Annotated in this window: 12 protein-coding genes; all 12 read right to left on the bottom strand. The window is 47.3% G+C overall.

Annotated elements, in window-relative coordinates; all coding sequences use genetic code 11:
* Positions 1 to 181: 181 nt before the first annotated feature.
* Entirely contained in the window at positions 182 to 1,444 is a 1,263-nt protein-coding gene (locus BLQ60_RS12605; RefSeq protein ID WP_092621190.1) for a dicarboxylate/amino acid:cation symporter, read from the bottom strand.
* A gap of 182 nt (positions 1,445 to 1,626) precedes the next feature.
* Complete coding sequence (locus BLQ60_RS12600; protein ID WP_092621187.1) at positions 1,627 to 4,053, bottom strand: glucose/quinate/shikimate family membrane-bound PQQ-dependent dehydrogenase; 2,427 nt, start codon at positions 4,051 to 4,053, stop codon at positions 1,627 to 1,629.
* A gap of 144 nt (positions 4,054 to 4,197) precedes the next feature.
* The gene (locus BLQ60_RS12595) at positions 4,198 to 5,514 is read right to left on the bottom strand and encodes a carbohydrate porin (RefSeq protein WP_092621184.1); all 1,317 of its coding nucleotides are present in this window, start codon (positions 5,512 to 5,514) and stop codon (positions 4,198 to 4,200) included.
* A gap of 54 nt (positions 5,515 to 5,568) precedes the next feature.
* Positions 5,569 to 7,029, bottom strand: coding sequence for a right-handed parallel beta-helix repeat-containing protein (locus BLQ60_RS12590; RefSeq protein WP_092621181.1), 1,461 nt, complete (start codon positions 7,027 to 7,029; stop codon positions 5,569 to 5,571).
* 112 nt (positions 7,030 to 7,141) lie between these two features.
* A complete protein-coding gene (gene aroD / locus BLQ60_RS12585; RefSeq protein WP_244516052.1) occupies positions 7,142 to 7,936 on the bottom strand; it encodes a type I 3-dehydroquinate dehydratase in 795 nt (264 codons plus the stop codon).
* 177 nt (positions 7,937 to 8,113) lie between these two features.
* Positions 8,114 to 8,743, bottom strand: a complete 630-nt coding sequence (gene pcaG, locus BLQ60_RS12580; RefSeq protein ID WP_092621175.1) for a protocatechuate 3,4-dioxygenase subunit alpha — start codon at positions 8,741 to 8,743, stop codon at positions 8,114 to 8,116.
* A 15-nt stretch (positions 8,744 to 8,758) separates the two neighbouring features.
* Positions 8,759 to 9,484 carry a protocatechuate 3,4-dioxygenase subunit beta gene (gene pcaH, locus BLQ60_RS12575; protein WP_092621172.1) on the bottom strand — a complete coding sequence of 242 codons (726 nt, stop codon included), beginning with the start codon at positions 9,482 to 9,484 and terminating at the stop codon, positions 8,759 to 8,761.
* 27 nt (positions 9,485 to 9,511) lie between these two features.
* Positions 9,512 to 10,006, bottom strand: coding sequence for a 4-carboxymuconolactone decarboxylase (pcaC, locus tag BLQ60_RS12570; RefSeq protein ID WP_092621169.1), 495 nt, complete (start codon positions 10,004 to 10,006; stop codon positions 9,512 to 9,514).
* 77 nt (positions 10,007 to 10,083) lie between these two features.
* Entirely contained in the window at positions 10,084 to 11,439 is a 1,356-nt protein-coding gene (gene pcaK / locus BLQ60_RS12565; protein WP_092621166.1) for a 4-hydroxybenzoate transporter PcaK, read from the bottom strand.
* Positions 11,440 to 11,503: 64 nt separating this feature from the next.
* Positions 11,504 to 12,289, bottom strand: coding sequence for a 3-oxoadipate enol-lactonase (gene pcaD, locus BLQ60_RS12560; protein ID WP_092621163.1), 786 nt, complete (start codon positions 12,287 to 12,289; stop codon positions 11,504 to 11,506).
* On the bottom strand, positions 12,286 to 13,641 hold the full coding sequence (gene pcaB / locus BLQ60_RS12555; RefSeq protein WP_092621160.1) for a 3-carboxy-cis,cis-muconate cycloisomerase: 1,356 nt from the start codon (positions 13,639 to 13,641) through the stop codon (positions 12,286 to 12,288). The genes pcaD and pcaB overlap by 4 nt, the downstream gene beginning before the upstream one ends.
* Positions 13,642 to 13,663: 22 nt before the next feature.
* Positions 13,664 to 13,735: hypothetical protein (locus BLQ60_RS13990; protein WP_143005225.1), on the bottom strand; the 72-nt coding region annotated here is incomplete at its 5' end.

Genomic DNA, 13,735 nt, shown 5'->3' with positions numbered 1-13,735 from the left:
CTACTTTTCCCGAAAGAAAAGTAGGTCGAACCTGAGCAAAGCCAAAGCATTGCTTTGGCTGTAGCGTAAGACGCAGTGGTTAATTCTTGTATACGATCACACACCTTGCTAACTTTTATAAAATTCTTTTTTCATTATTATTCAACACACATTTCATCAAACTCAGATCAATTAATAACTGTTAGGTCGCCCTCTGTTCAAGCAAATCCGTATCTTCAACATGATGCTGTACTACCGCACTGATCATCATATCACCCTGCACATTGACCGCTGTACGCACAGTATCAAGCAAACGATCGATCGGTAACAGAATCGCAATCGCCTCGGCAGGAAGCCCCACCGATTGCAACACCATGATCATGGTCACCATACCCGCACTTGGAATCCCTGGCGCACCGAGCGATGCCAGCATTGCGGTTAAACAGACGATAATCTGCTGGGTTAAACTCAGCTCCAGCCCCATCAAATTGGCAATAAATAGCGCCGCCGCCGCTTCATACAACGCCGTTCCATCCATGTTGAGCTGAGCACCCAGTGGAATCACAAAGCCTGAAACTTGCGGGCTCACCCCGAGCTCTTGTGCACAGCGCATCGACAGGGGCATCGTTGCCGAACTCGAACTGGTGGCAAATGCAGTAATTAATGCAGGACGCGCAACCTTAAAAAATCGCCACGGCGAAATCCGCCCAAATAACCATAACAACAGTGGCAGCACCACCAAACCATGAAAGATGGTAGTGCCTGTGACCACCGTAGCAAACTTCGCCAAACTGCCTAGCACTGCAAAATCAGAGGTCGCCACCAACTTGGCAAGCAAGGCAAAAATACCGATTGGTGCAATATACATCACCCATTGCACCAGTTTCATCATCATCTCAAAGCCTTGCTGAAAAAAGCCATGCACCACATCGAACTGCCCACGACCCGCCACGATCACCGCACCGATCAATAACGCAAAAATCACCACGGACAGCACATTACCCTCGGTAAAGGCTTTAAAGGGATTGATCAAGGTATTTTGAATAAAATTGCTAAAAAATGCCGATGGACTCAACGTATCAGGCGCTTGATGATCCGCCATGGCATCTTGGAATAAGGTAATGTCCAGCCCTTTCCCCGTATCGAAAAGATGCGCACACGCCAAGCCTAAAATCAACGCACAGGTGGTTGTGGTCACAAAGCACAGCAGAGTAATTTTCCAGACTCGACCAAAACGCCCAATGGCTTGAAGATTTGCCACACCGACCACGATGGAGCAAAAAATCAGTGGAATCAACAGCATTTTCAGTAAACCAATGAATACGCCACTGATCAAACCGAGCACATAAACACTGACACCCGCCCATGATGCACTGTCGCCAACGTCACCCAAGGACAATAGCCAGCCAAAGCCTAGCCCGAGTATCGCCGCCAAAAATATTTGTGTATTTAAGGATTTCCACATGGTTGCACGGTGTCCTTTTGATCATTCACTGTGTTTTTGATTCTAATAGAAACTATTGCAAATATCTGCATTTGTTGTCATTACCAGTAATTGCAATCGCTTGTTGGCATAAAAAAACCAAGACCGCTGACGATCTTGGCTTTTTAGCTGGTTTGGATGATCACCATCCAAGTTCAGCGAGATTACTCTAAAGCATAAGCAATCACATAGTCGCCGTGATCAGGGGATTGTCGTGCACCACCTGCGCTAATGACCACATATTGCTTGCCTGTTTTCGGTGAAACATAAGACATTGGCGTACCCTGACTACCGACAGGTAGACGTGCTTTCCAAAGTTCTTCACCGTTAGATGAATTAAATGCACGTAGATAATAGTCTTGGGTTGCAGCGAAGAAGACTAAGCCACCTTGAGTTGCCATTGGTCCACCGATGGTTGGCATACCAATTGGGGTTTTGATACCCATTTTAATGCCCATCGGTCCAGTATCTTGCACTGTTCCTAGTGGGACTTGCCATGCAATTTGACGGGTTTTCATATCGATCGCCGTCATGGTGCCAAACGGTGGTTTTTGACATGGAATACCTAAGGCTGACATAAAGCGGTTTTTATTCACTTTATAAGGTGTGCCTTGCATCGGGACTGCGCCCATGCCTGTATTGACTTTTTCGCCACCACTTGCCTGAACTGCAAGATCTTCAGGGGTTTGCTCCATGAGCTGAATCCATAAACCCAGACGCATATCATTGACGAACATATAGCGATGGGTTGGATCAAAGGCGATACTGCCCCAGTTCATGCCACCCAAAGATCCTGGGTAACTGAGCGACACATCCGTACCCGGTGCGGTAAACAAACCTTCATAACGCATTGATTTAAAGTTGATACGACACATCAACTGATCAAATGGCGTTGCCCCCCACATGTCGGATTCGGTCAACGTTTCATTACCAATCTGTGGCATTTCTACCGAACGTGGTTGGGTCTTGCTGTACTGCTCATTTGGAATGTCCGCCGCTTTGACAGGTTGTTCAACCACTTTGGTCAGCGGTTGACCTGTTACACGGTCTAAAACAAAGAATTGACCAGACTTGGTACCGATCACCACTGCGGGTTTGGTTTGACCATCGTTCATTGGGAAGTCGACCAAGCTCGGTTGCATTGGCAAGTCAAAATCCCACAAATCATTATGAACCGTTTGATAGACCCATTTTTCACGACCTGTGCTGGCATCAAGCGCTAACACAGAGGTATTGTATTTGTGATCGACAGGTTGACGATTGCCACCCCAGACATCCACTGATGAGCTGCCCATCGGTAAAAATACGGTATTCATCGCTGGATCATAAGACATGGCTGCCCATGAGTTGGCTGAGCTACGTTTATATTGTTCGCCCGCTTTGAGCATATAGTTTGGATCAGGATTACGTGGATCAAACACCCAGCGCAGTTGTCCTGTGATCACATCATAGGCACGAATCACGCCCCCTGGCATATCGGCTGCCACGTTATCGGCAATACGGCTACCGATCACCAAGCTGGTGCCAGCAACCGTTGGTGCTGAGGTCACCTCAAAACGTGGAGCTTTGGTACCTTCACCTAAGCCCTCCAGCAAGTTTACTGTACCATTGACACCAAAGTCTTGACAGCGTTCACCTGTATCGGCATTGACGGCGATCAAACGTCCATCCGGTGTATTGGTATAGACACGACGAGGACAACTGCTATCGCTAGCGACTGCCGTGACTGGACTTGCGCCCGCCAAGGTCGGCTGTGCCAAAGGTTGGGTCGAATCAAAATACGCTACACCACGGCAACGCTCCCAAGCATCTGCCTTGGAGTTGACTTCGGCTTTCCAGAGTTGTTTGCCTGTATCTGCATCCAGCGCAATGATGTTATTGTGTGGGGTACATAAAAACACTTTGTCACCGACTTGCAATGGTGTCATTTGATCTTCAGCACCGTTCCCTGTACCCGTCGTCATGTCACCCGTTTGAAAACGCCAGACTTCTTTGAGTTTGGACACATTGTCACGGTTGATTTGATCAAGCGCAGCAAAACGACTCCCCCCTGCATCATTCCCATAATGCGACCAATTCACCTGTTGAGTGTCTGCGGTGACAGGCACCAACGGTAAGTCTTGACCTGAGGCCTTGACTGTTGGATGCGGAATAAACATGCCGTATAAACCACCGATCATGCCCAAAGCGGTTAAACCACCCAACCCATATCCAACTGCGGACATTGGCGCTTTAAACTGATATTTGCGTAGTGCAGGCAAAGTAAATAGCAATGCTGCCATCAATCCCGCAGGGAACATCAGGCGTGAATGTAACGGCCAAAAATCCCAGCCCGCATCAAGCAATGCCCAGATCACCGTACCGACAAAGGCTAAGGCAAAAATCCCTACGCCAAGGGCTTTTTTCTTAAAAATAAAAATTGCTGAAATCGTGATGAGTAAGCCTGCAATGAGAAAGTACCATGACCCACCAAGACTGATGAGTTTGCCACCACCAATCAGATAAAATAGCCCTGTGATCAGCAGTGCTAAGCCCAAGATAACACACCATATTTTTAATATGGGATGCGATTGTGTGTGCGAATTTGTCATGCCGCTCACTCCTTTCGATTTCTCGATATATTGCTAAATATATTGATAGACATATTGTTTGAATGATCGAATAAGACAGCAAAGCCTTAGCGGATTGACCGAGACTTTGCTGATATTTTAACCACATTTGCTGACTGATGTCGCTTAGAAGTTGAGTTTGACGCTCAGACCTGCAACCCACGCATCATCGACCTCTTTTACTCCAGATGGCTGATGCACATATTGAATATTCGGACGCAACAGCACTGCTGGCGACCACTGATAGCTATAGTTCAACTCGACATTCAGCTCATCATGCTGCACTGGCACATAGTTGCTAGCGAGCGCATCGTAGCTGTCATAACCACGACTTTGATTGGTGGCGATTTGACGATCGGTGACACGGTCATTGACGCTATAGTTGGCTAAGCCAAAGCCAATCGAATCATTCGGACGGCTGTCAAAAGGTCCTTTGTACCACAGCTCCAATTGTTGGGTACTTTCAACCGCCGTGGTATCTCGGTCGTTGACCACCGCATTGACTGAGGCATACAAACCACGTTTCGGATCAGCGCCATGTTGGGTCAGTTGTTGCTGTGCATTGATCCAGAAGCTGTATTTGCCATCTTCCACTTCACCTGTTTTGACATTGTTGGCATCGGCTGTGGAATACAGTGCACCGACTTTATATTCGCCAGGCAGACCATTAAAGGTTGCCAATTTTGGTTTCCATGCCAGCTCAACAGGAATGGTGGCACCTTCAACATTGTCCATATCAAGGTTAAAACCATCACTGTCCGAGTCGGTTTTGACATTATCAGGATTGACTTCGTAGACCCCAACGCCGATTGTCCAATCTGGTGCAAATTGATATTTGGCATTGGCACCCCACACACTGACAGGCCAGTTATACCAAATCGAACCAATCGATTTACCGAGTTGACCACCGCATAGAATCAGATTTTGAAATTCGCATTGAGAACCATTAAAGTCCTCAGACATGCCCATGCGTCCAAATTTGAGTTGTAATGCGTTGTCATCAAACCCTTTTTTGATCCATGCTTGGGTCAGTCGCCAGATTTTTCCACGACCATAGATTTCTTGGCTATTGCCCAAGGTGCTGGCACGTGGATCTTTGATTCGCTCTAAAGTCACGGCATTACCATCACGTTTAGTGATCGCAAGTGCCGCTGTAGTATCTTGCCAGCCTGCGATTTTGCTCAAGTCAAAGTTGGCACCTAAGGTCAGCTGCGCCGCATTTTCAAAATCACTGTCATCGTTATAGCCACCAGAGAGATTGGTCGCCGCTTGGCTCATGATCGAGACGTTAAATTTATAACCTTGATCTTCCAATTGTTGACGCTGACCATTCCAGTCGCCAAACAGCCACTGACGATCACTCGAATAAAATTCGTTGGCACTGGTAAGTTGACAGGTCGTCAGTGCTAAAGACACACAGCCCAGTTTAAATAATTGTTGCATCGCATATCCTTTTTCATCGGGGTGTGCTGTGAAAACACGCCCCCTTTTCATCATTTATCGAATCGTCGCTGGTGCGCTTAACTCAGAGGTTGCGCCAAGGTTATTGGTCACCGTCGCAGTGACGCTTTTCTCGCCATGTAAGCTGTTCCACGTTGCCACGCCTTTACCTGATGCGTCGGTGGTGAGGATTTGCTGACCAAGAAATTGTTCAGCTTCACGACCATTCGCCTGCGTATTGCCAAAGAATTCGATACGATAATGTCGATTGGCTTGCGCCTGAATGCTTGCCTGTACTTTGCCAGCTACATAACGCACTTGAGGTGCTTGAATGGCTTGGTTTGGCATGGCATTACAGCCTTGTTCGTTCGGCTGGGTACAGGTTTTTTGTTGCTTGGCTGGTTCGACCATCACACCGCCACCACGTGATCCCTCAAAGCCCGCATGCTCAAGTGCAGGCACGGCAAATACGATGGCGCCAAGACGTTGATTCGGTACGCAAGAACCGCCCGCCTCACAGCGCTTAATGTCTTTGCCATTATTCCAAATTTGGTTTTTGGTCAATGTGGTACGGGCATTGGCGTCTTTTTCCGAGCGAATAGCGATACCGAGACGATTGTCATGCACTTTATTGCTGTCAAAAATATTGCCGTCACCTGTCAGGTTAAAGCCAATCGAGTTTTTGCGCAGTTCGTTATAGGCGATGTAGTTGCGCTTGCCCCAGTTGATTTGTAGACCATCCGAATAGTTTTCAAAGGTATTCCCCAACACGGTATTGTCATTGCCCCACAGGATTTCGATGCCTTGTGATGGCTCTGGATTGGCTTTGGTTGAGGTAAATAAATTGTTGGCAACCAAGTTAAATGCCGCACCACGGGTCAGCTCCAAGCCATCACCATTATCAACGAAGAGATTATTCAAGACTTTGTTGTTATTGGTGGTGGTCGAAGTCGGATTGCCCTTGCCATCATCGCCTGTCAGCATCACACCCGAACCACCGTAGTTATTACTGATACGGTTATGTTGAATCAGATTATTGCTGGAACGATTAATCAACACGCCAATACAAAAGCGATGAATGTCCAGACCTTTTAAGGTCACGCCATTGACATCTTGCAACACCAGACCTGGCAAAGTCATGGTACGGACATTGGTGCCATATTGTTCAGGATTCGCGCCTGGACAGGCTTTAGCACCCTCGCCTTTGATATAGTTCGAACCATCAATGGCGATAAATTCACCCGTCTTATCCCACTGTGTACCAATAATTTTCACCGCTGATTTGATTGGGGGTAAGGCTTGATCCAGTTTGATCACGTACGGCGCTTTGCCCACCGCTTGAATGTGAATTTCATTTTCTTGCGCTGCATTGGCATTGGACTGCTCAATCGCCCAGCGGAGTGAACCTTTGGCATTGTCATCTTGGTAACGATCGACCACATAGGTGGTGGCGTGGCTGATCGCGGTTAAACTCAATCCGAGCGCAACTGCGCTTAAACGAAAACTTAATCCTGTCATGGTCAAATCCTTTAAATTTCAAATACGCTGTATGGCTTTATGCCTTGTTATGAGAGCCAGATGGCTTATGGCTATATGGGCTTATGGCGCTGTTGTATATGGTGAATTGGCTTTATGGGCTTGGCTGAACCGTTTTTAAAAACTGTTTCAATTGCATCACATCAATTTGCCCTGGTGCAGAGGCTTCGCCAATCATGCCAAAACTCATGCTACCGCCCATATTGGCAGTGGCAATCCGAGAAATCGTGCCAAGCTGACCCATCGACATGGTCAACAATGGTTTCTTCGACTTTTCGCTCACGTTCAGTGTGGCATTCATCAAGATATAGACATCTTGTTTAGACTTTGGCATCACTGCAATTTTGAGAATATCCGCGCCCATCTGATCTTGTTTGAGCAGACGGTTTTCGATCTCTTGTTGCGCAGGCGTTTTGTCAAAATCATGATTCGACATGATCACCAACACGTTGTGCTGATGCGCCAATTTGGTCAAGCTGTCCACTGTTTTGGCATCACGGAACATTTCAATATCAAGCAATTGCATAAACGGCTTTTTCAAATATTCACGATAAATTTTTTCATACTCTTTGTCGGTGACTGTGAGTTTTCCGCCTTCGTTATGGGTACGAATGGTGGCAATGAGTGGCTTATCTTTGAGAATTGCATTCAGCTCTTGACCGAGTGCGATGACTTTTTTGCTATCTGCGGCAAAGTCCAATAAATCAATACGAAACTCTGCCAAATCAACATCTGCATTTGCTGCAATCACTTTGGCTTGTGCAATCGCTTGATCGGCAGTTTTGGCAGTAATTGGCACAATGGTTTTGACTGGAAGCTGACCGATATGCACATTTTTAACGGTGTAATGTGGTGCTGTGCCCTGCGTTGACTCAGCGGCAAAACTCATTGCTGTTGCTGAAAGGAATAGCGCACTGAACGCAAGATTTTTTGCGAATCTGTTGATTTTCATGATGACTCATCCTTGTACAATATATCGTCCACGTCTCGTCGACATCTCATTCGTGCTGTGGCGTCAGCGTGGCTGCCACAGCAGGTTTCGGGTGATTTCGTATGTTGCTTCGTCTTAAATATCGAGAAACACGGTTTCATTTTCGCCTTGGATGCGAATGTCAAAGTGATAGACCACCTCGCCATCTTTTTCCTTGCGCTTTGCAATCATGGTCTGACGGCGCGGTGCCCATTCGATGCCATTGAGCAACGGATCTTGTGCATTGGCATCTTGCTCATCATCAAAATATACACGGGTATGCAAGCCAATATTGATCCCACGAGCAAATACCACCAAGGCAATGTGTGGCGCTTGCGTAGAACCTTTGCGACCTGGTACTGCACCTGGTTTAATGGTATTAAAACTCCAAAAACCTGTCTCGAAATCTGCGCCTGTACGCCCCCAGCCAAAGAAGTTTGGATCGGCTTTTTTATCTTGTGTATCGGCTGCACTTGGATAAACCCCGTTGGCATCGGCTTGCCAGATTTCAATCAAGACATCACGTAGCGGTAGACCAAGACCATCAAACACTTGCCCTTCTAGGCGAATACGTTCACCTTGGGTGTTGTCCTGTACCAGTTGATTGTCATAATTGTGTTCAAAACATTCGATCTCAGCTTGGTGTGGCAAGAGACCAATGTGTACATAAGGTCCACCTGTTTGTGATGGGGTTTCATGTAATTGTTGAAAGTTCCAATGATTCATGTCGTTCTCCATAACTTAGGTCAAATGATTTTCAAAATAAGTTGCACGACGACCACGCAAAGTGATGTCAAATCGATAGCAACGACTATCTGCTTCAATGAAGTTGCTCTTATCTTCGAGCGCAATCAATGCACGGCGCTGTTCATCCGATGGAATGGTTTGGATAATCGGACACGAGTCGATCAAGGTATCGCCTTCAAAATACAACTGCGAAATCAAGCGCTGTGCCAAGCCATCAGCAATCAATGAAAAGTGAATATGTGCAGGACGCCATTCATTGATACGGTTACGCCACGGATAAGGGCCGGGCTTGATGGTACGGAATACATAATAGCCATTGGCATCGGTCATCATGCGACCACAACCGCCAAAGTTAGGATCCATCGCACCAATGTATTGGTCATTCGGATGGCGATAGCGTCCAGACGCATTGGCTTGCCACACTTCGACTAAGGCATTTTTGACAGGACGACCAAACTGATCTCGCACATAACCATGCACAATGATGCGCTCACCAATCGGCAAACCATCTTTGGCATAATTCAAGATTAAATCATTGTCCTTAGGACCAAACTGATCCGCAGAAAAATGCGGTGCAGTCACTTCAGTTAAGGTTTCCACAATCGAGATCAAGGCATTCTTGGGCGAGCGTAATACACTGGTTTTATAGCCGGGTGCATATGCTGGCGGATGATCGTCGGTATTGCGTTGTGCATACGCACCTAAAATTAATTCTGACATCGTGAGTCTCCCTCTACGCTGTGTCCATCATGGAATGTTGTGGGGTGTATTATCATCAGGATTTGATGTGTGTTCTGATGTTTGGTTTGGTGTTGAAGTTGAGTTTGAAGTTTGGCTTGATGTTTGATTGAGCTTCTCAGGCGCAATCCCGAGATCGGCAAACACCGCCTCTGCCATATGCATCGCTGCATTGGCAGCAGGTAAACCTGCATAGAGCGAACTATGCAAGATCAGCTCTTTGAGCTCATCTTTGGTCACGCCATTATTAAAGCAAGCCCGCAAATGCATTTTCAGCTCATCTTCACGTCCTAGCGCAAGCAATATGGCAATGGTCACTAGACTGCGGGTATGGCGTGGTAGACCTGGTCTAGACCACACCTCGCCCCAAGCATAGCGACTAATAAAATTTTGAAAATCTGCATTGAAGTCGTTGAGATTGTCGATCGAGCGATTGACATGGGCTGCACCCAAAACTTCGGTACGCACTTCAATGCCTTGTTGATAACGCTGTTCATCATTCATGCTGTAGACCTCGTTTTCCTAATGTGACTTGAGATATTGCTGTTGATTAAAAAATTCATGTTGACTAAAACATCGTTCTAAGTGGCATCGGTATGCGCCACCAACGACTTGACGAAAATCGCCACCGCCGCCGCCGTCGCAGGAATCAGCAATAAGCTCAAAATCGCAGTAAATGACCAGTCATTACCGAGCAATACCGCACCGATCCACGCACCGAATACTGCTCCAAAGCGTCCGATCCCCGACATCCACGCCACACCTGTTGCACGGCACTGGGTTGGATAAAAGCGTGCACTGAGTGCTGGCATCGCAGACTGCGCACCATTAATCGCAATCCCTGCACACAACACCAAAATCGCCAGTAATGTTGGATTACCAAGGCTTTGACCTACAGTAAATGCGAAGATCCCCGCCACCAAATAAAAGCCTGAAATAATGCGGTTCGGGTTGAATCGATCCATCGCCCAGCCGATAAATAGTGCACTCAGCACCCCACCGAACTGGAACAATCCACCGATGAACGCTGCACGTTCCATGGTCGCCCCTGTTTCACGCATCAAGGTTGGCAACCAACTGGTCAACAGATAGATCACCACCAAGCCCATGAAGTAGGTCAACCACAATAACAGCGTGCCTTTGGCGTATTGCTTGGAAAACAGCATGCCAAACACATTCTTTTTCTCAGCGCCTGCAATTTCTTCTTCAGGCACATGAAATTCAGTCGCACCTTGCACACGATTTGGTGCAATGCGTGATAGGATTTTTTGTACCTTGTCATTGTCCTGACCTTTAACGATCAAGAAGCGATACGATTCTGGTAGGAAGAAAATCACCAAAATCATCAAGATCAACGGTGACCAGCCACCCATCAAAAATAGTGCATGCCAGCCAAAAGTTGGGATCAACCAACTACTAATAAAACCGCCGATCGCCATGCCCAAGTTATAACCACAGAACATACAAGTGACGAACAATGAACGAGAACGCTTTGGACAATATTCGGCAAATAGTGTGGTCGCATTCGGCATGGCAGCGCCCAAACCAATTCCCGTCAAAAAGCGCAATGTAGTCAATGTGGTTAAGTCATTGGCATAGGCAGATGCAAGGGTGAAGCCACCAAAAATTAGCATCGATACACTCAGCACCACTTTACGCCCAAAACGATCCGCCGTAGGTCCTGAGACCAGCGCACCGATGATCATGCCACCTAAGGCGGCACTCATCACTGGCCCAAGCTGTGAACGATCAATGCCCCAGTCTTGTGCTAAGGCAGGTGCAATAAAACCCATCGCCGCCGTATCAATCCCATCGACAAAAACAATGAGAAAACACACGATGGCAATCAGCCATTGATAGCCACTAAATGGTGATTCATTAATCACCGCTTGTGCATCAATACTGGTTTTTGGGGTAGCGTATTCCTGAGACGCCATATCTGCCTCCTTAGGCTTAAATTCCGTTTTTTTAACGCTTTAAATTATTCAGCGATCAATTCAATCAATGTGTGGTGACAAACTGCCTAAAGAGCTGATTAAACTGCTCAGGCTGCTCAATATTAGATACGTGCGATGCATCAATCAGTGCCAGCACACTGTCTGGAATCTGTGCTTGCATCAATTCACCATCAGCGACTGTGGTTACTGGATCAAAAGTGCCCGCAATAATCAGCGTTGGGATAGCGATGTTTTTCAGTTCATCTCGAACATCCGCCGTTGCCAGTGCTCGACAAGATTCGGCATAGCCGAGCGCTGGCGTGTTGGCTAAGGCTTGGATGGTACGCTGTGCGAGTGCATCATTCTGATAATCAAACTGCTCACTGAACCAACGGCTATGAGTGGTTGCGACAATCTCCGTCAAACCATTGGCAGTGACCGCATCAGCACGTGCATTCCAGCCGTCCTCAGTCCAGATTTTGGCAGCCGAGTTGGCAACCGTAATACTGTGAAAACGATCAGCATGATGAATACCCAGCCAAAGTGCGGTCATACCGCCCATTGAAATTCCACAAAAATGCGCCTTTTCAATGTTTAAGCCATCTAAGATATCGATCACATCTTCAGCAAGATTCTGCACCGACGTGTCTGCAATCACATCACTTTGACCATGTCCACGGGTATCGTAGGTCACCACTTTGAACTGCGCTTCAAAGGCAGCAACTTGTGGTTGCCACATGCCTTGATCAGTGCCCAGAGAGTTTGAAAATACAATCACAGGTGCATTGTCTTGCCCACTCACTTGGACAGCCAAATGTTTGCCCTGACGATTGCTGATGGTGTGCTTCACTTTGCCTCTCCTTTTGCCTGCATCAATACCGCATCAATCTGCTCTTGAATATTGCCAAGATACGATTCGGGTTGAAAAATTTCGTTGATTTGTTCAGCACTAAAATACTGCTGTACATCGTCCATTGCTGCGATCACATCTTTTAAATGTCGCCCGTTTTCAACAGCAGTTTTGCACGCCGATTCCACCAAGTGGTGTGCTTGCAAACGACCAAGATGAGGCGCTAATGCCATCATCACCGCTTCCGCCATGATTAAGCCTTGAGTACATTGCAAATTGGCGTGCATATTGTCCGCATTGACTTGCATACCTTGCAGCACATCCAAAGTGCGCGCTAACGCACCTGCACAGAGCTGGAAAATCTCTGGAATCGCCAACCATTCTGCATGCCAGCCACCTAGACTGCGTTCATGCTCTTGCACCATACTTTGATAGACACTTGCCATCAGTGCAGGCACGCGATTGGCAGCAGCCAATACAGATGCAGCCGCAACGGGATTGCGTTTGTGTGGCATGGTCGATGATCCGCCACGCCCTTGTGCTGTCGGTTCGAATACTTCAGCAATTTCGGTTTGCATCAACAGCGACCAGTCTCGTGCCATTTTGCCCAGACCACCTGTAATCATCGCTAATGTACTGGCGATTTCAACGATACGATCTCGCTCGCCATGCCAAGTGCATACAGGGGTACTCAGCGCTAACTGCTGTGCAAATGCCTGCACCACCGCACTGCCTTGATCTTGTAGCGATGCCAATGAACCCACCGCACCGCCCAGTTGTGCAGTGAAAACCCGTGACTTCATCGCTTGAATTCGTGCTAAATCACGCTGAAATGCTGATGCGTAGCGTGCCAACTTATGCCCAAAGGTAATCGGTAAGCCTTGTTGTAACCACGTTCGACCGATCATCACTTGTGAACGATAGGTTTGTGCTTGGGTTAATGCTGTCTGATAGCACTGCGTCAATAAAGTTTCGACCTGCGCCAGCGCATCACGACATTGCAAAATACACGCTGTATCCAAAATATCCTGACTGGTTGCGCCCCAATGCACATAACGTGCAGCTTCGGCATCTTGCGCTTTGACGATTGCGGTCAACTGTTTGACAAATGGAATGGCAATATTTCCCGCCAAGCCCGTCGCCACCGCCAAAGCATCAACATCAATCTGCGCTAAAGCCGTTTGAGATACCTCGACAATGGCACTCGCCGCAGTGGATGGAATTACACCAACCTCCGCCTGTGCTTGTGCCAATGCCACTTCGACTTGGATCATATAAGACAGCAAGGCACGATCACTGAAAATTTCAGTCACCTGTTCTTGATAAAATAAGCTGGCATATAACTGGCTCATGACCGCAATCCTTAACGCTGTATTAAACCCGTTGAATAATCATGGCAATACCTTGCCCGACACCAATACACATTGAACATAAGGCATAGGTTCC

Source organism: Acinetobacter marinus, from assembly GCF_900096915.1.
GTDB classification, from domain to species: domain Bacteria; phylum Pseudomonadota; class Gammaproteobacteria; order Pseudomonadales; family Moraxellaceae; genus Acinetobacter; species Acinetobacter marinus.
This window is presented reverse-complemented; position numbering and strand designations above follow the sequence as displayed.